Annotated in this window: 19 protein-coding genes; 9 read left to right on the forward strand and 10 right to left on the reverse strand. The window is 42.8% G+C overall.

Going from position 1 to position 22,507, the window contains the following annotated elements; all coding sequences use genetic code 11:
* Positions 1 to 284: 284 nt before the first annotated feature.
* The 3 genes from B3O12_RS02850 to trhA are packed head-to-tail and all read left to right on the forward strand — an operon-like array spanning position 285 to position 3,357.
* Entirely contained in the window at positions 285 to 1,913 is a 1,629-nt protein-coding gene (locus B3O12_RS02850; protein ID WP_189628757.1) for a mechanosensitive ion channel family protein, read from the forward strand.
* Positions 1,910 to 2,710: an ion transporter gene (locus tag B3O12_RS02855; RefSeq protein ID WP_189628758.1), complete on the forward strand. Its 801-nt coding sequence runs from the start codon at positions 1,910 to 1,912 to the stop codon at positions 2,708 to 2,710. Before B3O12_RS02850 ends, B3O12_RS02855 begins: the two co-directional genes overlap by 4 nt.
* Positions 2,707 to 3,357 (forward strand): PAQR family membrane homeostasis protein TrhA, encoded by a 651-nt coding sequence (gene trhA, locus B3O12_RS02860; protein WP_286755227.1) that lies wholly within the window; start codon positions 2,707 to 2,709, stop codon positions 3,355 to 3,357. The genes B3O12_RS02855 and trhA overlap by 4 nt, the downstream gene beginning before the upstream one ends.
* A gap of 5 nt (positions 3,358 to 3,362) precedes the next feature.
* Here the strand turns inward: trhA and B3O12_RS02865 are convergent, their stop codons facing one another.
* A complete protein-coding gene (locus B3O12_RS02865) occupies positions 3,363 to 4,370 on the reverse strand; it encodes an RluA family pseudouridine synthase (RefSeq protein WP_189628760.1) in 1,008 nt (335 codons plus the stop codon).
* A 131-nt stretch (positions 4,371 to 4,501) separates the two neighbouring features.
* Here B3O12_RS02865 and B3O12_RS02870 point away from each other — a divergent pair, with 131 nt between their 5' ends.
* The gene (locus tag B3O12_RS02870) at positions 4,502 to 5,401 is read left to right on the forward strand and encodes a 1-aminocyclopropane-1-carboxylate deaminase/D-cysteine desulfhydrase (RefSeq protein WP_286755228.1); all 900 of its coding nucleotides are present in this window, start codon (positions 4,502 to 4,504) and stop codon (positions 5,399 to 5,401) included.
* On the opposite strand, the gene radA is transcribed toward B3O12_RS02870, so the two are convergent.
* The 4 genes from radA to rbfA all read right to left on the reverse strand — a co-directional run bounded on the left by radA (position 5,398) and on the right by rbfA (position 11,416).
* On the reverse strand, positions 5,398 to 6,771 hold the full coding sequence (gene radA, locus B3O12_RS02875) for a DNA repair protein RadA (RefSeq protein ID WP_286755229.1): 1,374 nt from the start codon (positions 6,769 to 6,771) through the stop codon (positions 5,398 to 5,400). The genes B3O12_RS02870 and radA overlap by 4 nt on opposite strands.
* A 33-nt stretch (positions 6,772 to 6,804) precedes the next feature.
* Positions 6,805 to 9,741: a DEAD/DEAH box helicase gene (locus tag B3O12_RS02880; RefSeq protein WP_189628763.1), complete on the reverse strand. Its 2,937-nt coding sequence runs from the start codon at positions 9,739 to 9,741 to the stop codon at positions 6,805 to 6,807.
* Between the two features lie 74 nt (positions 9,742 to 9,815).
* Positions 9,816 to 11,042, reverse strand: a complete 1,227-nt coding sequence (locus B3O12_RS02885; protein WP_189628764.1) for an ABC transporter permease — start codon at positions 11,040 to 11,042, stop codon at positions 9,816 to 9,818.
* The gene (gene rbfA / locus B3O12_RS02890) at positions 11,039 to 11,416 is read right to left on the reverse strand and encodes a 30S ribosome-binding factor RbfA (RefSeq protein WP_286755230.1); all 378 of its coding nucleotides are present in this window, start codon (positions 11,414 to 11,416) and stop codon (positions 11,039 to 11,041) included. The genes B3O12_RS02885 and rbfA overlap by 4 nt, the downstream gene beginning before the upstream one ends.
* A gap of 77 nt (positions 11,417 to 11,493) precedes the next feature.
* On the opposite strand from rbfA, the gene B3O12_RS02895 reads away from it, so the two are divergent.
* Positions 11,494 to 12,522 (forward strand): hypothetical protein, encoded by a 1,029-nt coding sequence (locus B3O12_RS02895; RefSeq protein ID WP_286755231.1) that lies wholly within the window; start codon positions 11,494 to 11,496, stop codon positions 12,520 to 12,522.
* Here the strand turns inward: B3O12_RS02895 and rpiB are convergent.
* From rpiB to B3O12_RS02915, 4 genes are all read right to left on the reverse strand, one after another.
* Entirely contained in the window at positions 12,516 to 12,947 is a 432-nt protein-coding gene (gene rpiB, locus B3O12_RS02900) for a ribose 5-phosphate isomerase B (protein WP_286744560.1), read from the reverse strand. The two genes, B3O12_RS02895 and rpiB, sit on opposite strands and share 7 nt — an antisense overlap.
* Complete coding sequence (gene tatC / locus B3O12_RS02905; protein WP_286755232.1) at positions 12,947 to 13,777, reverse strand: twin-arginine translocase subunit TatC; 831 nt, start codon at positions 13,775 to 13,777, stop codon at positions 12,947 to 12,949. The genes rpiB and tatC overlap by 1 nt, the downstream gene beginning before the upstream one ends.
* On the reverse strand, positions 13,778 to 15,052 hold the full coding sequence (glyA, locus tag B3O12_RS02910; protein ID WP_286755363.1) for a serine hydroxymethyltransferase: 1,275 nt from the start codon (positions 15,050 to 15,052) through the stop codon (positions 13,778 to 13,780). It lies immediately after the preceding gene.
* A gap of 83 nt (positions 15,053 to 15,135) precedes the next feature.
* On the reverse strand, positions 15,136 to 15,636 hold the full coding sequence (locus B3O12_RS02915) for a response regulator (RefSeq protein WP_189628769.1): 501 nt from the start codon (positions 15,634 to 15,636) through the stop codon (positions 15,136 to 15,138).
* A 222-nt stretch (positions 15,637 to 15,858) separates the two neighbouring features.
* Between B3O12_RS02915 and B3O12_RS02920 the strand changes: the two genes are divergently transcribed.
* A complete protein-coding gene (locus tag B3O12_RS02920) occupies positions 15,859 to 16,398 on the forward strand; it encodes an RNA polymerase sigma factor (RefSeq protein ID WP_189628770.1) in 540 nt (179 codons plus the stop codon).
* Between the two features lie 6 nt (positions 16,399 to 16,404).
* Positions 16,405 to 17,430 (forward strand): tetratricopeptide repeat protein, encoded by a 1,026-nt coding sequence (locus tag B3O12_RS02925; protein ID WP_286755233.1) that lies wholly within the window; start codon positions 16,405 to 16,407, stop codon positions 17,428 to 17,430.
* A gap of 41 nt (positions 17,431 to 17,471) precedes the next feature.
* Here the strand turns inward: B3O12_RS02925 and B3O12_RS02930 are convergent, their stop codons facing one another.
* The gene (locus B3O12_RS02930; protein WP_286755234.1) at positions 17,472 to 20,486 is read right to left on the reverse strand and encodes a CHAT domain-containing protein; all 3,015 of its coding nucleotides are present in this window, start codon (positions 20,484 to 20,486) and stop codon (positions 17,472 to 17,474) included.
* 164 nt (positions 20,487 to 20,650) lie between these two features.
* Here B3O12_RS02930 and B3O12_RS02935 point away from each other — a divergent pair, with 164 nt between their 5' ends.
* Positions 20,651 to 21,079, forward strand: coding sequence for a hypothetical protein (locus B3O12_RS02935; protein ID WP_348655140.1), 429 nt, complete (start codon positions 20,651 to 20,653; stop codon positions 21,077 to 21,079).
* Between the two features lie 50 nt (positions 21,080 to 21,129).
* Positions 21,130 to 22,368, forward strand: coding sequence for an aspartyl protease family protein (locus tag B3O12_RS02940; RefSeq protein WP_286755235.1), 1,239 nt, complete (start codon positions 21,130 to 21,132; stop codon positions 22,366 to 22,368).
* Positions 22,369 to 22,507 lie beyond the last annotated feature (139 nt).

The following is a 22,507-nucleotide window of genomic DNA, read 5'->3' on the forward strand; positions in this document are numbered from 1 at the left end:
AATTTGAATGCTAGTCACAACGATTGGCCATACTTAACAGCCAGTTCCATTCCTCAGCTAAGATACAATTTGAATGCTAGTCACAACAAGTAAACAGTTACGGCTTCCGCGTGAAGACCTCAGCTAAGATACAATTTGAATGCTAGTCACAACTATTACCGGATTAGATTCTACCCAATTAAGTCCATAGGCTCCCTCACCCCAAACCCAAACAATATTTGGATTGCGTAGATAATCTTCCAACTTTATTGAGCAAACTTGCAAATGCTTTATATTGAAGAGTAATGAAAACGCTGCTTCTCCTTGTCAGTTTCTTTTGGCAAACGGCACAGCAACCGATGGTTGTTGATAGTGCGGTACAACAAAAGACCATTCACCCTATGGTTGAAAAGGGTGGGTTTCCGGTAGATGCCGATTCTACCATCTTTCTGTTTAAAGGTATTGGCCCATACTCTCTGGAAGAACGGGCAGCCCGCGTACGCGAGAAGCTCACCGCTCTGGAAAACGTAAACCTGGATATTACTCCGCTCAAAGTGGAGTATAATCAGGAGGTTAACGACATTCTGTGCCAAGACCAAATTATACTGAGTATAAACGATGCCGATGCGCAGGCCCTGGGCCTTAGCCGCAGAGCTACCACAGAGTATTACAAAGACTTATTGAAGAATGCCCTTACTCAGGAAGAAGAAGGCTTTAGTAACCTGCTATTTGTAAATATTGGTATAGCCCTGCTCATTATAGGGCTGTTTATTTTTGGTTTAAAGTACTATAACCGCCTGTTCAGACTGCTGGCTTTTAAGCTACAGGCACAAAAAGGCAAGGTTTTTAAAGGCTTTAAGGTAAAGCAATATGAATTGCTCACTGTAGAGAAGCAACTGCTTATAGCCGGTTGGCTGCTCACTGTGGCGAAATATGCCCTACTCCTTTTTATTATTTATCTGCTACTGCCGGCACTTTTTGCTCTTTTCCCATGGACCCAGGGCCTGGCCAATAAGCTTATACACTATGTGGTAGACCCGCTGGTTGCCTTAGGCCACAAAATAGTGGGTTATATCCCCAACCTGCTGTTTATCATAGTTATAGTGGTTATTTTAAAATACTTCCTCAAGTTGCTTAGCTTCTTTAAGAAAGAGGTAGCCACGGGCAGACTGGAAATTAAGGGCTTTTACCCGGAGTGGGCGAGCCCAACTTTTAATATTGTGAGGGCTATCTTTATTGCTCTTGCTTTTATTGGTATTTGGCCCCTGTTGCCCATGAGCAACTCAGAGATATTCAAAGGGGTTTCTACCTTTTTTGGTTTGTTAGTAGCATTGGGTGGTGCCGGAGCATTCTCCAATATTATTGCCGGGTTGGTGATTACTTATATGCGGTCGTTTAAAATTGGCGACCGTGTAAAAATTGGTGAGGTAATTGGCGATGTGAAGGAAAAGGCTTTACTCAACACCAAAATAAAAACCATTAAAAACGAGATCATCACTATTCCCAATTCGCAGATGATCAACAGCCACACCATAAACTACACCACCGCCAATGAAGAAGAAGGCCTTATATTGCATACCACAGTAACTATTGGCTACGATGTGCCGTGGCGCGAAGTACACAAACTGCTGGTAGAGGCCGCTCTGGCTACTGAGCATATAAAGAAAAAGCCACATCCGTTTGTGCTGCAAACCAGCCTGGACGATTTCTATGTGAGCTACCAGCTCAATGCCCGTACGCGTGAGATTCAGAAAATGGCACTAATTTATTCGGAGCTGCACAAAAATATTCAGGACAAGTTTAATGAGGCCGGGGTAGAAATTATGTCGCCACATTATGGTGCGCACAGAGATGGTAATCAAAGCACCATTCCGCAAAGCTATTTGCCGGAAGATTATAGAGCCCCAAGTTTCAGGATCAAAACTGAAGAATGAGTTTTAGAAAGAAGCTTTATATAATCATATTCGGTACAGATACACCAGCAGGTAAGGCTTTCGATGTCGGCCTGCTGATTGCTATTCTCATTAGCGTATTGGCCGTAATGCTGGAAAGTGTTTACAGCATTAACCAGCGGTATGGCATATTTTTTAAGTATCTGGAGTGGTTTTTTACGGTAATTTTTAGCCTGGAGTACATTGTGAGAATCTACGTAACCGACAAAAGAAGAAGGTACATCTTCAGCTTTTACGGACTCATAGACTTACTGTCTCTACTGCCCACTTACCTTAGTTTCTTTTTTGCCGGAACACAATATCTGCTCATTATCCGGGCTATGCGATTGCTGCGTGTATTCCGAATTTTAAAACTAGGCCGCTTTGTTGGTGAGGGAGAACAACTGGGTAGGGCAATCAAAGCCAGTAGACACAAGATTACGGTATTTATGGGTACTGTGCTTATGCTGGTAATCATGCTGGGCACGGTAATGTATCTGGTGGAAGGTAGAGAGAATGGTTTTAGCAGTATTCCGCTGAGCATTTACTGGGCCATTGTTACGCTCACCACCGTGGGTTATGGAGACATTGCTCCGCAAACCATTCTCGGCCAAACCATAGCTTCTTTTGTAATGATTTTGGGCTATGCCATTATTGCTGTTCCCACAGGAATTGTTACCGTAGAGCTTCAGAAAGACCAAAACAAACAGAAAGAAAAAGCGTGCCTGAAGTGCGCCTCGAAAGGCCATGACAGTGAGGCGCTATTTTGTAAATTTTGTGGAGAAAAGCTGCCGGTATGAAAAAGCCTGCAACTACAGAAGCCTATAGCCCAAAAGAGGAACTTGCCAATGCCCTTTCGCATGGTTTAGGCATATTGGCCGGCATTGGTGGAATGATTTACCTGTTTACTAAGCATCAGGAGATTGATTCCTCGGTGTTTTGGAGTTGTCTGGTTTTTCTGCTCTCCGTGGTCACGCTTTATCTGGCTTCAACACTCTACCACAGTGTGAAGAGTAAGAAACAGAAACTTCTGTTCAAAAAACTCGACCATATTTCAATTTACCTGCTAATTGCCGGCACCTTTACTCCCTTTTGTTGGGGGGTGCTGGGCCACACAGCACTGGGCAAAAACCTGCTTTGGGCCATTTGGCTAATTGCGCTTGCGGGTATTGTTTTTAAAGTTTTTTACACGGGTAAACTAGAAAAGCTCTCGTTGGCCTCTTACTTGGGTATGGGATGGCTGGGTTTTGTGATGTTCGATGAGCTGGCCACCGTGCTTAATGCTCAGGTGGTAAACCTTATGCTTTATGGTGGGCTGTCGTATACGACAGGAGTCATTTTTTATGTCATGAAAAAGCTCCCCTTCCACCATGCCATATGGCATCTATTTGTGTTGGGGGGAACAGGGTTTCATCTGTATGCCATTCTTACCTACGTGGTGGGTTAGTAGCCCTATTCGTATTGTACATAGTTTTCCCACTTTTCAATTACCGCCCTGAAATCGTCCGGTAGCTCTGAGTCGAACTGCACGAACTTACCCGATACCGGATGCTTAAAGCCTAGCGATTTGGCATGGAGGGCTTGTCTCGGCATGAGCTTAAAGGCATTTTCTACAAATGCCTTATACTTAGAGAATTGAGTTCCTTTTAGCACTTTATCGCCTCCATAGGTAGCATCGTTAAACAACGGATGGCCAATGTGCTTCATATGTGCCCTAATTTGGTGTGTTCTGCCCGTTTCCAGATTACACTGAATGAGGGATACGTACCGAAGATCTTTCAGTACTTTATAGTGTGTAATGGCATTTCTTCCGCGAGAACCATCTTCAATGGCCACTGTTACTCGTCTGTCTTTTTCGCTTCTGCCCAAATGCACATCTATGGTTCCTTTCTCTTGTGCCGGCACACCCCAAACCAGCGCATAGTAGGTTCTTTCTATGCTATGATCGAAAAACTGTTTGGCCAGGCTATTCATAGCCTTATCGGTTTTGGCAATTACCAGAAGGCCCGAGGTGTCTTTGTCTATCCTATGCACCAGTCCGGGGCGTCCATCATTACCTTCCATGGTGGGCAACTGCTGAAAGTGGTAAGCCAATGCATTCACCAAAGTGCCTGTCCAGTTATTATAGGCCGGGTGCACCACCATACCCGCTTCCTTATTTACGACCAATATATGATCGTCTTCGTAGGCAATATTGAGCGGAATATTTTCAGGAACTACATCGGTGTCACGCGGTGGCTCCGGCAGTTCCACCACAATTTCATCGCCCGGATGTACTTTGTAATTGGGTTTTACCTCTTTACCGTTTACCTTGACAAAACCATCTTTAATGCCCTGTTGCACCTTATTGCGGGTTACGTTGGGTAGTCGGTCCATCAAAAACTTATCGATACGATACGGCTCCTGGCCTGGGTCGCACACCAGTCTGTGATGCTCAAAAAGCTCTTCCTGTTCTTCCATTCAGCTACAAATTTAGGTCAATAATTGACAATCGCATTTGAGAAAATTCTATTCACCTCTCTTCTCGCTTGTTTATATGGGTGCCCAACTCAGAAAGATTAACCAATTGGCGTATTTTGTATGTTTGCCTCATGAACTTTTCAGTGATCAACGAACGGCTTCCGATAGAAAAATTACTTCACCCGATTGCTGAAGAGAACCAGGTAGACTTGCGAATTCTACGGTTGGATAAAACCCACCCCAAAATTTCGGGAAACAAGTGGTTTAAGCTGAAGCATAATTTAATGCAGGCCAATAAAGAGGGCTTCACCTCCCTTTTAACTTTTGGAGGAGCTTATTCGAATCATATTTATGCCGTTGCTGCAGCAGCTAACCTCTTCGGGTTTAGGAGCATTGGCCTAATTCGCGGAGAAGCTCAGCAGTCTCTCAACCCTACCTTACAATTTGCCCAAGAACAGGATATGCAGCTGAGGTATGTAGATAGAACCAGCTACAGGGCTAAGGACACGCCTGAGTTTCTAGAGAGGCTCAGAGATGAGTTTGGCTATTTCTACCTTATTCCTGAAGGGGGAACCAATGCGCAGGCCATCAGAGGCTCACAAGAGATAGCCACACACATTCCCGAAAGCTTCGACTATTATTGCTTGCCTGTTGGTACCGGAGGCACTATGGCGGGCTTAATAATGGGCTTGCAAAATAGGGGGCAGGTTGTAGGTTTCAGTGCCTTGAAAGGTTCTTTTTTGGCCGGTGAAGTCAATCGTCTGTTAGAATACTGTGGAGCTAAGCACCACCACAATTGGTTTGTACAGAACAATTACCATTTTGGAGGCTATGCCAAAGTAAAGCCAGAGTTGATGCAGTTTATAAAAACCATGGAAGACGAATTTGACCTTTTGCTCGACCCTGTGTATACCGGAAAAATGCTTTATGGTATGCTGGATATGATTCACAAAGGAGAAATTAAGAAGGGCTCTAAGGTGCTGGCCATCCACACCGGGGGGCTTCAGGGTAGAGCTGGTTTTGGACTCTAACCCATTAGGTCTTCAAATACCTCCTTGAGTTTCGAAAACGGCTTTATGCTTACCTTTTTGCCCTTTAGGTCTAGCCCTTTGGTGTTGAACTTTGAAATATAGATTTCTTCAAAACCCAGCTTTTCTGCCTCGGCAATTCTACTCTCAATACGATTCACGGCTCTAATCTCCCCTCCCAGGCCAACTTCTGCGGCAAAGGCCACTTTATCGGAGATGGCTATGTCGTGATATGCGCTTACCAGAGAAGCACAAACGGCCAGGTCGAGGGCAGGCTCATCTATACGTATACCCCCGGCAACGTTCAGAAATACATCCTGTGCACCAAACCGAAGGCCGCCACGTTTTTCAAGCACGGCCAATAGCATGTTGAGCCTCTTGGCATCAAAGCCCGTTGAACTGCGTTGTGGCGTGCCGTATGTAGCTGAGCTTACCAACGATTGTATTTCTATAAGCAATGGCCTGTTACCTTCAATGGTGGCACCAATAGCTATGCCGGTCAGGTCATCAGCCTTCTGAGAAATAAGAATTTCCGATGGATTGGAAACCTGACGCAATCCATTGGTTTGCATTTCGTAAATACCCAACTCAGATGTAGAGCCGAACCGGTTCTTGACGGTCCGCAAAATGCGGTACGAGAGGTGCCTGTCTCCTTCGAATTGCAACACCGTATCTACCATGTGCTCCAACACCTTTGGCCCGGCTATGCTTCCTTCTTTTGTAATGTGACCTATTAGAAAAACAGGTGTTTGGGTTTCCTTGGCAAACTTCATTAACTCTCCGGTGCACTCCCTGACTTGCGACACAGAGCCGGCAGCACTTTCTATTCTTTCGGTATGTAAAGTCTGGATAGAGTCTATAATAAGTAAATCAGGCTTTACATTTTTGATCTGATAGAAGATGTTTTGTGTATTAGTTTCGGAAAGTACAAAACATTGGTCTGTTTGAATGCCTATGCGTTCTGCCCTCATCTTAATCTGTTGCTGGCTTTCTTCTCCACTTACATAGAGTACTTTCTTCTTGCGTGCGGCCAAGGCCAACTGAAGCATGAGTGTAGATTTACCAATGCCTGGTTCGCCACCAATGAGCACCAATGAGCCGGCCACAATACCTCCTCCCAACGCCCTGTTCAGCTCGTTATCGTAGGTAATGAGTCGCTCTTCCGAGCTTTTTTCTACTTCCCGAATATTCACTGGTTTTTGATGCACGCGTGCGCCCGAATCTTCGCGCCACGAGGTTTCGGTTGTTTTGGTTTTGGAAATAACTTCTTCGGAGTAGGTATTCCACTCGTTGCAAGAGGGACATTTGCCTATCCACTTGGCGGAAGAGGCACCACAATTTTGGCAGATGTATACCGACTTTGCTTTAGCCATAAGTGTTCAATATAGTGCATCTGAACTGGAGCATTACTGCAATAGCTCGGAAATGTCTTCGGCTGTCAACTTCTTAATAAAGCTCTCTTCGGTGGTTATCAACTCGTTGGCAAGCTTGAGTTTGTTTTTCTGCAAAGCCAGAATTTTTTCTTCTACCGAATTGCGGGTTATGAACTTATAGGTAAATACCGTTTTCTTTTGTCCAATTCGATGAGCTCTGTCAACCGCCTGCTCTTCAATGGCAGGGTTCCACCAGGGGTCTAGTAAAAACACATAGTCGGCCTTGGTCAAATTAAGACCCAACCCTCCGGCCTTTAGTGAAATAAGAAAAACCTTTATATGGTCATTCTCCTGAAACTTTTCTACCTGCCCCTGCCTGTCCTTGGTTGACCCATCCAAATAAGCAAATTCTATCTGCTTGTCCTCAAGATACTCGCGTATAAGTCCCAGGTGCTTAACAAACTGACTAAATATGAGAATCTTGTGGCCTTCGCTAATAGCCGACTCAATCATATAAGTAATGTCTTCCAGCTTGCCAGAGTCTCCGGTATAGTCCGGCTCTACCATTTTAGGGTGATTGGCAATTTGCCTGAGTTTGGTAAGTCCCTGTAGCAAAAGCAATTGGGACTTTTTGATACCACTTTTTTCAATAGTATCGAGTATTTGGTTGCGATAGTGCGATTTTACCTCCTCGTATCTTTCTTCCTGCTCCGGGGTCATTTGACTATACTTCACACTCTCAAACTTTTCAGGCAAATCTTTGGCTACCTGCGACTTTTGTCTGCGGAGTATAAAGGGCTTAATAATGACATTGAGTTTGCGCGTTTTTTCCACATCGGCCTTCTTCTCAATGGGTAGTTGAAACTCGTTTTTAAAATATTTGGCCGTACCGAGCAGGCCTGGGTTGATGAAGCTCATCTGAGACCACAGATCGAAGGTGCTATTTTCTAAAGGTGTACCGGTAAGAATAAGCCTGTGCCTGGACTTGAGTTTGTTTACTGATTTGGCAATAAGCGAATCGGGGTTTTTTATGGCCTGCGACTCATCGAGAATAACGTAGTTGAAGTAATAACTGGAAAGAATGTCTATATCGATACGGGTGATGCCGTATGAGGTAACCACCAAGTCGTAATTGGCAAATTGTTCGGCATTTTTGTCTCTTCCGGTACCGGTATACACCAACACTTTGAGTTCGGGGGTAAACTTAGATGCTTCAATTTGCCAGTTGTATATAAGTGATGTCGGCATGATTAGCAGCGATGCCTGCTGCGAGATTAGCTCTTTTTGAGCTTGCAATAGGGCCAGTGTCTGAACGGTTTTACCCAAACCCATATCATCGGCAAGGCAACCTCCAAAGTTATACTCTGAAAGAAAGCGCATCCAGTTATAGCCCGCCTTCTGGTAGGGCCTTAACGTACCGGCAAAACCCTTTGGCACTTCATAATCTTCTATTTCTTCAAACCCTTGCAGCTTATGAAGCTTTCTATTCATGCTCACTTGAGCTAAGTTGCCATTGTGCAGGTCTTGAACCAATGAGAGGTGGTGTTTTCTGAGCTTTAGTACCTTGCTGTCTCCTGTTTCTTCCATAAAGGCAAACAGTTCTGCATAGTCTTTAATCCATGCTTCCGGAATTACAGCAACTTCTCCATTGGGGAGTTTTATCTCTCTTTTTTGCCGGTTAATGAGTTTGCGCAGTTCCTGAAAGGAGATTTCGAACTGGCCAAAGCGCACAATGGCCTTAATATCGAACCAGTCGATTCCCTCTTCTACTTTAATTTCCAATACCGATTCTCCAACAAAGTATTTCTTTCGCTCGGTATCGGTTTGTTTGAGCAAAATTCCGCGCTCACTCAAAAACTCGCTATGCTCATTGAGCCAGTTAAAGGCCTGAGATCTAGACATTGTTGCCCTTCCGTTCTGAATTTTAAGACCTCTCTTTTGTAATTCGTTAACGGTTTCAGTCTCCAGGGCTGCATTGCGACTCACTTTGTGGAAAATGTAAGAACCGTTTTGCTTTTCCAGTTTTACTGAAGCCGTTGGTTGCTTCTCGTAAGAGAATTGGTATGGTCCGTAGTTGAATCCCAGTTTGAATAGGATCTTTGAGTCTTCCTGGTCTTGAACAGCCGAATGGCCCGAGGGTTTATCGAAAAGAGTTCCATTACTTGCCTGAACAAGTTCTGAAAAATTAATGACCGGCTGAGTCTCATACTTTACTGAGTTGATCTCAAAACCTTTGGCATACACATCGAAGCTAGCCACCAATTGGGTCACGAATTTTTGATAATAGGTTTCTTCTACCTTTTGAGGAATTACAATGAATTTCTTGTTGAGAAATGGCTTGAGTTTGTTGCCATCAATGTTTTTTTCGAAGCTAATGAGTTTGTCCTCTACCACCATCCAGCCCGGTTCTGAACAAACCAGGTAGGCTCCTTTATATTGCCAGTCCAGTTTTTCGCCATACAGCTTAATGGTCGGAAAATAATGGGTATTGTCTTCGTTTCTTCTAAAATGAAAAAGTACCGAGGCCTTTTCTTCTATCCAGTGAATCTGCTTCCAGGCCGGCTCACCATCACGGCCCATTTCAAAAATCATTTTTCCTCCCAGCAACTCCAGAATTTTGGCCCTTCTTATTTCCAGATACTGCTCAATTGTTTCCTGCAGTACTTTGTCTCCACGCTCTTTATCATATACTTTCAGAAAGAAGTCTTCCGGTTTGGTCTTTTTCTTATAGAACTTAAGTACCACGGCCTCCTGCTGTATTTCATCCATTAGCTTTATGAGCTTGTAATCGTTCTCATCAAGTCCGGAAGCAAACTCCGGTGCATTTTTGGACGATATGTTCTGATGTTGCAGGGTGAGCCTTCCCTTATCATCGAGCTGTATAACAAAAGACTCGAACAAGTACCCTAAATACTCGTGCTGATAAAGGGAGTATATTAACTGGAAAGGTTGAGCTGTAGATACCTTCATTTTTTGTTTAGACCGATTCGCAAAATAATGCTTTTAGGCCTTTCTTAAAAAACGAATTGTGACGATAGTAGAAATTAATCGAGGAACTCTATGGGGTTCAGCCTACTGGCCAAAATGGCTGGCCTGTAAGCGGTAGCCATAGTTATTAGGGTAATACTAAACGTAACCAGCAAAACATCCGTCCAAACCACTTTTACGGGATAGGCCGAAACCACTGCATTGGCCATACCTAAGCCTACCAGCCCGTAGCGGTCTTGCAAATAACAGAGCGAAAGCCCAAGCACGAGCCCAAAAATGGCTCCTACAAAAGCTATAATTATGCCCTGCTTTAAAAATATTTGTCGAATGATTTTATGAGTGGCTCCTACGGCAAATAGAATGGCCATGTCTCGTCTCTTTTCAATGGCCAACATGGAAAGAGAGAAGAAGATATTGAAAGAGGCAATGAGTGTAATGAATGAAAGAGCTATGTAGGCAAAAAGCTTCTCTATTTTAACCGCTCTCATAAGATCACCGTGTTGCTCATCACTGTCAAGTATGGAGTACTCTTCACCAATTATTGACGCTACTTGCTGTTCTATTCTGCTGGTATTGGCCTCCGGTTTCAGGTAAAGCTCAAGGGCGGTGTATCGGTTGTCGTAGTCGAGTAATCGCGATGCCACCGGATAGGAAACAACCATTAGCCGCTCATCTATGGCCGCATCGATACTCACTATGCCGGAGGGTTTTACGCGCAACCTTCTCACCGAATTGGTAGAAGGTAAAGCTCCGGGTCTTAAGTTTCTGGGGTAAATGAGCTCAATGCGGTAAAAATCACTTTCTATTAATATGCCCAGCTCGGCCGAAAGACCAGCACCTAAAACGGCATATTCCTGATCTTGCTCTCTAAGCATTGTCTTGCCCCGCCAAAGAAAGGAGTCTAGCTTGCCGGTTTCCATAAAACTTTCTTCTACACCCCTTATCTGAACCACAGCTTGTTTGTCTCGATAAACGGCTACGGCATTGTCTTCTATAATTCTGGAAAGTGATGATACCCCGTTAAGCTCACGGATTTGTTTGAGCTGCTCCTCGCTCAAAGAAAAAGACTTACCGGTCTTGGGCACCACCTTCAGGTCGGCATCATAAGTATGGTACACGGACCGAAGTACATCGCCCAATCCATTAAAAACGGAAAGCACCACAATAAGAGCCATGGTGCCTATGGCTACACCAATCATAGATATCCAGGAAAGAACCTGAATAAAGTTCTTTTTTTTGGAGGTGGTAAAGTACCGCTTGGCTATGAAGGTAGATACATTCAATCTTCTTCGTCTGTAGGGTCTGTTTCCGGAATATCGAGCGAATCAATAAGTAAATCCATTCTGGAGGCATACTCGGCCGTACTATCAAGGAAAAAGGCTAATTCGGGAATCACCCTAACCTGTTTACCAATGGTGCGACCAAGTGCTCCTCGTACTTTGCTTTTATTTTCTTCGATATGATCCAGAATCTGATCGGAATGAATTATAGGAAACACACTCACAAATATTTTGGCAAAGCCAAGGTCGGGGCTCATTTCCACATCGGTAATGGTCACCAGCTTGCCGGAAAAGGCTCCTGAAAATTGGTGCTGAAATATTTTACTGATTTCCTCTTTGATTAATTTGGAAAACTTCTGCTGTCTTTTTGTAGCCATTGTGCAAATATCTGATTTATTGATTGATTTTCCTTCAAGTGCTTTTTTTACCTTAGCCTTTTCAAAAAAAGAATCGGTTGTTACGCTACTTCAGACAGAACGATCCTTTCAGGGTTATAGGTATTGTATTATTTATACTAGCCTCACGGGCAATAGCTTTAGTTGGTCTAAAAGCCGTTCCTGACCCTGTAGTACTAACGGTGGCTTTCCCCTCCGACCTGTTTGTAGGAGCCGCGGGGCCGCTTTATGGATTACTGCAGTGGGGGCTGGCATTTGTGTTCAACAGCCCTTTGCTCAATATGTTTCTGGCATCAGCATTTGTATTGGTAAATGCCACTACCCTAAACGCTTTGCTTATCCGCAATTCGGCCTTCGAAGAAAACACTTACGTACCGGCAGCCCTCTTCACCATACTTTTTAGCTTTCATCCATCAGTGCTTTGGCTAAGTGCAGAACTAATAGCCTCCACGTTTTTCTTACTGGCTCTTGTTTATCTGCAGCGGCACCTCCGCTATAGAAACAGTGACGAGACCGTGCTAACGGCCGGTATTTTTCTGGGACTAAGTAGTCTGTTCTACATTCCTTTTGCCTGGTATGTTGTGCTGGCCTTACTGTTGTTCCTATTCTACTCCGGCACTTTGGGCAGACGCTATCTTCTTCTTTTTTGGGGCTTTAGCCTTACCTTAATTGGTATATGGATGGTTTTTCTTTTTCAGGAAGAGGGGGCTGATTTTTGGCTGCTCTATGCACCTGTCTTAGTGGACTTTGACTTTAATCAGCCTCTTGTTCTCAATGCTCTTATGGGACTCTGCCTGCCGGTGGCCTTTAGTTTTGTTGCGAGCACGAGCAACTTAGCGGGTATGGGTATGACTAACCTGCAAATAACACTCAAGCGTGTTTTTACCTGGATAGGGATTTTCGGAATTCTTACTTTTTGCTTTCTATCGGGAGGTCAAATAGCAGGAATAGTAACCCTTACACTGGCTCTAGCTTATTTTTGTACGGAGTTCTTGCTGCACATTCAGCGCAAATGGCTTGCAGAACTCTTTTTTCTGAGCCTAATAGCCCTCTCGGTCATCATGCTGTTTTTACAGCCTTTTTATTGACAGGCAATTTTATCAACTCTACGCTGGTGCCTTCCGCCTTCAAAATTGGTTTCGATAAAGGTGTTCACTATACTTTTGGCCAAATCCAGATCTATGAAACGCGCGGGAATACACACAACATTGGCATTGTTGTGCTGGCGAGCCAGTGCAGCAAGCTCGGTGTTCCAAACTAAAGCACCTCTAATGTTTTGGTGTTTGTTTACAGTCATACACACTCCATTGCCGCTTCCGCAAATGGCAATACCCAACTGAAGCTCTCCACTTTCAATGGCCGAAGCTAGTGGGTGCACATAGTCAGGATAGTCGGTAGACTCTTCGCTATTCGGACCGAAATCTCTCACCTCGTGGCCCTGCTCTTCTAACATCTGTTTTACTTGCTGCTTATAAGCAAATCCGGCATGATCGCCACCTATTCCTATTTTCATTATGATTCGTAAAGTTCTTGTTCCCGTTTTTTGTTAATCCTTTTAGATATAACAATGCTTATTTCATATAAGAGGCTCAATGGAAGAGCTATAAGTATCTGGCTCATTACATCGGGCGGGGTTATAATAGCCGAAAGCAAAAGAATAACCACTATAGAATGCCTTCTGTAGCGCTTCATTAGATCAGGCGTTACAATGCCTGCCTTAGACAGAATATAGGTAGCCATGGGTAGCTGAAACATAAACCCACAAGCCAATACTAGTGTGGTTATAGTATTGAGAATTGAGGTTATATCAATGTTGTTGTCGATGCTATCTACCAAAGAGTAGTTGCCCAGAAAGTTTAAACTGAGTGGGGTAACAATGTAGTAACCGAACAAAACACCTGTTATGAATAGAAAAGAAACAGCTAAAACCACACCTCTTGAAGCACTACGCTCGCTGTGCCGTAAACCGGGCTTCACAAACCTCCAAATTTCCCAAAAAGCGTAGGGAAAGGCTAAAACCAGACCTATTACCAACGAGGATTTAATGTGCATGGTAAACTGCCCCGTAATGGTTCTGTTTTGGATATCGATGGGAATATCTCCCAAGCATAACACCGGAGTTTTAAAGAGCTCTGCTAAATAGCACAGTTGTTTGTATGTCCAGAAATCAGAATATATAGGAGCCAATATTACTCCTTTCCAAACAAAGTCTTTCGCCAAAAAAGCAGCAACGGAAAAAACCACAATGGCCACCACCGAACGAACCAGGTGCCACCTTAGTTCCTCCAGGTGATCAAGGAAACCCATTTCCTTGTCATCATCGTGAAGTTGATCTAGTGCCAATTATGCTTTGAATAACGGATACGAACTCATCCAGTGGTTAACTTCTTTTTTCACCGAAGATAAATTCTCTTCGTTTTCGGGGTTCATTAAAACCGCATCAATCAACTCAACTATTCTCAGCATATCGTCTTCAACAAGGCCTCTGCTGGTAATAGCCGCTGTACCAACCCTCATTCCCGATGTTACAAAAGGCGATCGGTCGTCAAACGGAACCATATTCTTGTTGATGGTTATATCGGCATGACCAAGTGCTGCCTCAGCCAGCTTACCGGTTAGCCCTTTGGATCTAAGGTCTATCAGCATTAGGTGATTGTCTGTTCCACCCGAAATAAGGTTATAGCCTTTTTTCACAAAGGCAGAAGCCATAGCTGCTGCATTTTTCTTTACCTGAACTATGTAGTTCATGTAACCGTCAGAAAGGGCTTCACCAAAGGCTACCGCTTTGGCGGCTATTACATGCTCCAGGGGTCCTCCCTGTGTACCGGGAAACACCCCTCCGTCTAAAAGCTGAGACATCATTTTGGTCTCACCTTTTGGTGTTTTAAGCCCCCAAGGGTTTTCAAAGTCCTGCCCCATCATAATCAATCCACCACGAGGCCCTCTCAAGGTTTTATGAGTAGTGGTGGTTACAATATGGCAATGCTCTATAGGGTCATTCAAAAGACCTCTGGCGATTAATCCGGAAGGATGGGAAATATCGGCCAATAAAAGTGCTCCAACTGCATCGGCAATTTCTCTAAGCTTAGCGTAATCCCAATCGCGGCTATAGGCCGAAGCACCACAAATAATCATTTTGGGCCTTTCTTTTTTGGCCGTATCCTCAACTTTATTCCAGTCTATTAGACCGGTTTCTTTTTCTACACCGTAGAACGATGGCTGATATAGCTTTCCGGAAAAATTTACCGTTGAACCATGTGTAAGGTGTCCGCCATGAGAAAGATCAAACCCGAGAATCTTATCTCCCGGTTTCAAACAGGCCAGCATCACTGCGGCATTGGCCTGTGCTCCTGAGTGAGGCTGCACATTGGCCCAGGTGGCACCAAATAGTTCTTTGATTCTGTCGATAGCTATGTTCTCAACTTCATCTACCACTTCACAACCGCCATAGTACCGCTTACCAGGTAGCCCTTCAGCATATTTATTGGTGAGCACGGAGCCCATGGCCTCCATCACCTGATTAGAAACAAAATTCTCTGATGCAATAAGTTCGATGCCCTTGGTTTGGCGTTCTTTCTCCTTGCTAATTAAATCGAAGATGATGTTGTCTTTGGCCATGCGTTCTTTTTGTGCCAAAAATAGTCTATGGGTATTGAATTAACAATTTAGAAGAGCAGTAAGAATAGGGGCTTAAAAATTAGCTAGGCCTGCTTATACTTTTGCTGTCTCAGGCTAAGCACCTCAAAGATAGAGCCTATGACCTGAGCTTGAGTAAATGGTTTGCCAATGTAGCCATCAAGCTTGTGCTTTTTTATACCCTCCATTACCTCATCGTGTGAAAAAGTGGTATAAGCCATAATGGGAACAGGGTGAGCTTGAAACTTTTCTGTTTCTCTTATTAGGTCGGTACCTTTGAATCCATCTATAACAGGCATGTGCAAATCCATAAGCACAAGGTCTATTTTTTCTTCATGGAAAACCTTTAGACCTTCTTTTGCAGAAATTGCCCTGAAACATTTGGCGCCAAATTTTGATAGAGTCTTTTCAGCTACTATTAGGTTGATGGGACTGTCATCGATAACCAGCACTTGTTGATCAGCCAATAAGGTGGCTGATTTTGATTTGTTCATTTTTGACAAAGCGGCAACCTCCGGTTCTTCCAGCGATTGAATCTTGTTGTCAATTAAGTAGTACGATCTCATTCCCATAACATCTCCCTTGTATGTTATTAGTGATCGAAAACCGAAATTGTCACCCTTTAGACAGAAGTTTTTCTGAAATTTTTTTTCAAATAAGATATAAATAACAATTAGTTTTTATAAATCGAGAATTTTCAGAGAAATGACAGGTCTGAAAAAAAAAATGAAAAAAAACTCCCTGATTTGGGTGACATTTTACAATTCTAATCACTAAAGAATGAGAGCATGAGTGAAAACTCGTTGATCTTGCGGCTTCGAAGAGGTGATAGGGACGCATTAGAAGAGATTTATCGGTCGTACCGAGTAAGTTTCATCAAATGGATCACCTATTCACACAAGTGTACAAAAGAGCAGGCGGTCGACATTTTTCAATACGCTATACTCTCCTTCTATGAAAACGTTCTAGAAGACACTGTTGAGGAAATCAATGATGCAGGTATAAAAACTTATCTGTATTCCATCGGCAAAAACAAGTTGTTGTCAGATTCCAGAAGAGACTCACGGCTATCTTTCAACGAAGAGCTTGAAGACAATTTGCTGCTAGAAGAAATTGACGATCAAACGCAAGACCGAGAAGGTAAGCTTGAGAAAGTCAGGAGCATCATCGAAACTCTGCAAAACCCCTGTGCTGACATTTTGAAATTGTTCTACTTCAACAATTTATCCAACGATGAAATCGCTGAAGTACTGGGCTATAAGAATGGCAACACAGTTAAAAATTTGAAATACAAGTGTATTCAAAGAATTAAAAGACTGTTAGAATAAAATTTTATGAGTGATTTTGAATTGATTGAGAAGTACCTCTCCGGGAAACTCTCAGCGGAAGAAAAAAAGGCTTTCAGGAATAGGCTCCTCAACGATCCCGCCTTCAATCAAGAATTTCAAGAGCTCAAAGACATTCGTCTGAGCGTAAAGCAAAAAGCACGTCAGGACGTAAAAGACCTTTTCAATGAGTTTGAAATGCGCATTGAAAAAGAAGAAACAACCAAAGATCAGACTGTTATGAAAAAAGTAATTTCAATCGCTGCGAGCATAGTGCTCATAGCAGCAATCACCTATGTTGGGTTAACCAACAGTTCCTCCCTCAACAACCAAGAATTATACGACAAGCACTACACAACTTACAACAACTTGGCTGGACAAGTGAGGGGTGCGGCTACTGAGGCGCTGACGTTAGAGCAGCAAGCCATGGTAGCATACGATGCAGGAAATTTTGAAGCTGCGTCTGAAACACTCTCACAAGTTGTAACCATGCAGCCAAGTGCCATGAACTACTTCTACCTCGGTGTGAGCCAAATGGAAATTGGCGAGTCTGAGGAGGCTATCAAAAGCTTAAACTCTGTTGTGAATAACTTCTCAACATTCAAAGAGCAAGCCAGATGGTACTTAGCTCTGGCTCACCTAAAAAACAACGATGAGAAAGCTGCTTTAGGGAACCTTGCTCATATTTTGGTGAACAAAAGCGAGTACAAAGAAAAAGCTGAAGCTATTTTGGAAGACATGGGCTTAAGCTTTGACGAAACTGAAATGGACAACGGTCCGGTAGTTCAGGTAGAACAAAGACCAAGAGAAAGAAACACTCCTGATGGCTCAGATGTTGACAATACTCTAGGTCAAAGAAGATATCAGTTCGGTGTTGTTACCAATTTGGCTGGCGACAAAGAATTTCAGTTCATGACTGATGACCCAATTGAAGATTTAACCGAAGGTGACTTGGCGGTCTTCATGGTGTTCGAAAAGTCAAGAGGAAAAGGTCGCTCTAAAATGGGATGGGCATTCGTTCTTGACAAAATGTAAAATACTCTCTAATCACAACATATGCACGCGAGGAAAAGGGCTTAATAAGCCCTTTTTCTATTTCTATACCATATGAGCAAGATTAGAATCGCTACAATCACAAAGCCCAGAAGCCAATACATGATATTCTTACTTGCTCCACCATCATCGAAATACATATTGCTACCCAGGTGAATAAAGCTAGCCCAATAATAGGGATGGCAGGAATAAGAATCGTTAGCCTCAAGATATCCCAGCTTCATGTTTCTCAAACTCGTATTTAAGTCGTTGCGTTGCTCAAGAAACCCATTGTAGAAACTAACCATTTGTTCTGAGGTAATTTTGTCGTTAACCTCCCACAGACTCATTACAATATTGTCAACTCCCACTATTGCGAAGCCCCTCGCAATACTAAAAGTACCTTCTCCTTTTTCGCTGGTACCTGTCCCGCTTTCACAAGCACTTAAAACCGCAAGACGAGCATTCAGGTTGGCCAGATAAAGCTGACTAGTACTTAGTAAGCTATCTTGACCATTAAAAATTAAGCTGGATTGAAACCGGCTAATACTATCGGCCTTACCATGAATAGCCAGGTGAATTATATCATAGTCTGAGGCTTCTTCTAAAAACTTGCTCTTGGATCCTTCCATACCAAGGTAGTAGGTGCCATCAAACCGTGCCCGAAGAAACTTAATCTCCGTATCGGTACCTGGCAGTGCTGCGAATTGTGACCTTATGGGCTGACTACTACTTTGTACACCACTATAACCCATGCCCAAAATGTTTTTGGTAGCCTTCTTTTCAAAAGACCCTAACTTAAGGTTGTTAGAAGACAGAGCGTACCTGACCTTATAGTCTCTTACCAAGTATCTGTATGTTTTGTAGCTGTCGTTTTGCGGAGCACGGGTTATAAGAGCTTCAAAAGGTATTCTTGTGAGAAGCTCATCAGGTATAAGTAATATTTCTTCCGCTCTGAATTGGTTCAGAACAGGACTTACAAGCTTCTTAAACAGAAAATAGGAAGACGCCTCAAAGTCTTTCATTTGAGCAGTGATATCGCCACCATTAAGGTTAGGTGGCCGCGAAACGATGGCTATCATAGTTTCAAGATGGGAAGTCAGCTCTGAGTCGTAGGGGCTTCGTCTAAAGACCACCTTGCCCGATGCGTCAAAACCAAAAACATAAATATTTTCTTTACCCACAAAGTACTCCATGAGTAACTGGCCCTTAACAAGGGCCGGAGCGCTGGGTTCAGACTCGTACTGAAGCAATCCACTCACATAGTTGTTCTCAATACTATCTTTTATCCTCAAAAGGCGCTCCTGTAGAACTAATATCTGATCGTTCACTTTAATAACCGAGTCACTCGTTACAGAATTATCCAGCGACTCATACAATTGGTTCTTTAGCTCTTGAAGTTCATTACTAATCAGGAAGTACTCCTCCTTGAGGTCGTAAGGAACATTGGAGCCAACCAGGCTTTGGTAGTTTTTTGATTGTTCGAGAAACAGATTGGCCTTGCTCAATTGTGCATAGTAAAAACCTTTGTGGGTATAACGGTCATCTTTCGTAACCATGTACAACTGGTAAGCTGCACTAATTCCCGCTTCGTACAAATCTTTAAAAAATTGGCTTAGGTATAATTTTCCTTCGGCCTGATATAAATCATTTCGGTTCTTCTGAAGTTTAAAGTGAGTGTTATCTACATAATCCAACGCAGCCTCAAGGTAGTCTACAGAATCTTGTCTACTCATAGAAGACAATGCCTGAGCCTTTTTGGTAAGTACGGTTAAGGTCTGAAATGAAAACTTACTGGCCGAATCTGTCTTAGGAAAGGCGAGAATATCGTCCGGATAATTAAGCTCTGTATTTCTCAAGGCTGAATCATAGTTGAGTAGGGCTGAGTTCCAATTGTTCTGAGAAGCGTAAAAGTCTCCAATGTAACGGTAGTGTTGAAACATGTCGGAACTGGGAAAGTTTACCAAAGCCTTAACCCTTTCGAGCGACTCTAACATGAGCTTACGGGCCTCGTCTACTTTTCCCATGGCTATCATATTTAAGCCAACCGAAAGCAGCGCGTTCGCCTTAAATATACCTCTTTGAGCCCCTAGTCGGGCATCAATGTTCGCATCGAGTACTTTTTGAAAGTATTTGTTAGACTCTACCGGCTGATCTAGGCCATTATACAACAAACCCATCAAATAGGTAAGGTCCAGATAGGCCGTGTAGTTAACATCTTTAGGAATAGTGGCATAGGATTCCATGGCAATATCCAGAGCCTTTTGAAATTCCCTTTTCTGATACAGCACCCAGGCCAGATCGTATAAAATACTATGCTTTGTGCCATCATATATTTTTCGGCTGTTTTCTTCCAGATACTTATAATTGCTTATGGCGTAAGCCAAAGCCATGTCATACTCACCTTTTGCCAGATAGATACGAGGATAGTCCTGCCGTATGTATAGTATTTCATCTGGATTGAAATTGTCTTTCTGAACCGCTTCCTCAAAATCTATTCTTACTTTAATATACTTGAGTAGAGTATCTACATTGGACTTGGAGTACCAATAGGCGTAGAACTTATAGTCTAAAATATCCTGATAAATAGCACTATCATATTCCGCTGCCTTTTCATAAAGTAACTGAGCAGAATCGAGAAAGTCGATGGCCCTGTAATAGTCATTCCAGCGGTGCTCAATAACTCCGGCATTCAGGTAGGTTTCGCTCCATAGAATGCTACTTACCGGAATGTGGTTTATTAGGATTTGTTTGGCACGCTTTAAAGTTTCCAAAGACTTTTCCTTGGCCAGATACCTTCTTTGTGTGTCGGCCAGATTGTTTAGCGCAACCACCGCAAGCTCATAATCCTCATTCACAATGGCTCTCTCATAAATAGATTCGAATGAGGCTGCCGCCTGCTTATACAGCTTTACTGCCTCCGACTCACTCACATCGCGAGCGCGCTGAAGCAGTGGCTTCACCCGCTCTATTTCATTGTTTTTGTAATCATGCTTTTTCTGGAACTTAAAGTCTTGCCCATGTAGGCCTGAGGCTGCAAGAATAATTAACAGCAGCATCGGTATAAACAGACATAACCATCTTATGAAAAGATTGGCGCGCATTTCGTTGTGAATAGGTGAATTATAATGAAGATAGTTACTTTCGAACCAATCAACAAAACGGAAACATGCTAAGCCAACATTATTCAATTATGTTAGTTTTAGCTTAAATGAGAATCCGTTTGTCTACACCGGTACAAAAGCCACTTGATCAAGTAGTTCAAGGGTTTAACGAAGATCTTTTCAAAAGACTCAGTCCTCCGTTTCCTAAAGTAAAGGTAATTCAGTTCGATGGCTGTCGCAAAGGCCATATTGTAGCTCTCAGGCTAGATTTCTTGCTTTTTAAACAGTGGTGGACAAGTACAATCACTGAAGATCAGGAAGATAGTGGGCAGTTTTACTTCATTGATGAAGGCACAAAAATTCCTGCCCCCTTAAAACATTGGAGACATAAACACTTACTCGAGAAAAATGGTGAGGGAACCATAATCACTGATGATGTTTATTACACGACCGGTTTATGGTTTTTGGATATTCTGCTTTATCCCCTATTGGCAATACAGTTTATTTATAGAAAACCAATATACAAGAATATATTCGGCAAAAACTAAGGGTGAACATATTTCGTATCTGTTTAATAGGTAACTCAAACACAAAGGGTATGAAAGGTTGGATACTGTTTCTTCTTCTTTTTATTTCAATTCACCTCAATGCCCAAAACCCTCTTGGCTTCTATCTGTCGGACAATAAAGATTTTGTTGAACTTAGCTTTAAAGAGGAAAGTAATCTAATCGTTATTCCCATTCTTGTTAACGGAAACGGCCCATACAACTTTATTCTCGATACCGGTTCAGAGTCTGGCCTAATATTCGATCGTTGGGTAATCGCTGAAAACAATCTGGTGAACGCCAGAAAAATACCCATTTATGCTTCCAACGGGAACAAAGTCACAGATCTGCTAGTGGCCAACGACCTTAAAATACAAATGACAGGCGTAGAAGCTTCTCAGCAAACCATGTTGGTTTTGAAAGAGAACAACCTGGACATTAAGGGTATGTTGGGTATAAATGCTCACGGGGTGCTGGGTTCAGAGCTCTTCAATCGCTTTGTGGTAGAAATAGACTATCAGAACGAAAAAATCCGCTTGTACAAACACGATAATTTCAAAGCGCCAAAAGGTTATAAACGAATGGATATTGAGGTTAAAAGCTTTAGACCCTACATAACCGTAGAAATCAAGCAAAAAGGAAGAAAAAGGCAAAAGTTCAACCTACTGATTGATTCTGGTGCTAGCAGTGCTCTTTTTCTCGATGAACAGCGACATGAACAAATTGACCTTCCAAAGAAAACCTTAGATCATACGATAGGAAGCGGAATTACAGGCTTGTTGTCAGGAAAAATAGGCCGAGTAAAGAAAGTCTGGCTAGGCAAGCATTTCAAATTTAAAAACGTAATCACCTCTTACCCTCAACAATGGAAAATACAAACAGAGGTGAGCGATAGAGACGGAACCATTATTCGGCATGGTACTCTGGGTTCTGATATGCTTTCCAGATTTAATGTTATTTATGATTACCTGAACGGAGCAGTCTATTTTAAGAAGACCAAAGAGTATAAGGAGGAGTTTAAGTTTAATCGCGCAGGCTTCACCTTTACCGCTTTAGGCAAAGAACTCAATCAATATTTTATAGCCGATATAATTCCAGATTCTCCTGCAGAAAAAATTGGTCTCCAACCAAATGATGAAATCATAGCTATTGGCAATAAACCGGTGTTTTTCTATACTTTCTCTGAAATAAATGGTTTTCTAAGGGGCGATACAGGCACCAGTTTCGATATCATAATCCGTAGAAACGGAGAGCTGTTTAAAAAGACCCTTAGGTTAAGAAAGCTCATTTAATGAAAACACGAAGGCCTTTCCGATGGTCATATTCTTTCTCTACTCCTTGCTGTTGATTTTGCATTAGAAAGAAACAGCAAGCAGCACGAATGCGCTGCCTACTGTTTTACCATGATCAGAAAGGCCTTTCATATAAAAG

Origin of the sequence: Roseivirga sp. UBA838, from assembly GCF_002296035.1 — a bacterium.
GTDB classification, from domain to species: Bacteria; Bacteroidota; Bacteroidia; order Cytophagales; family Cyclobacteriaceae; genus Roseivirga; species Roseivirga thermotolerans.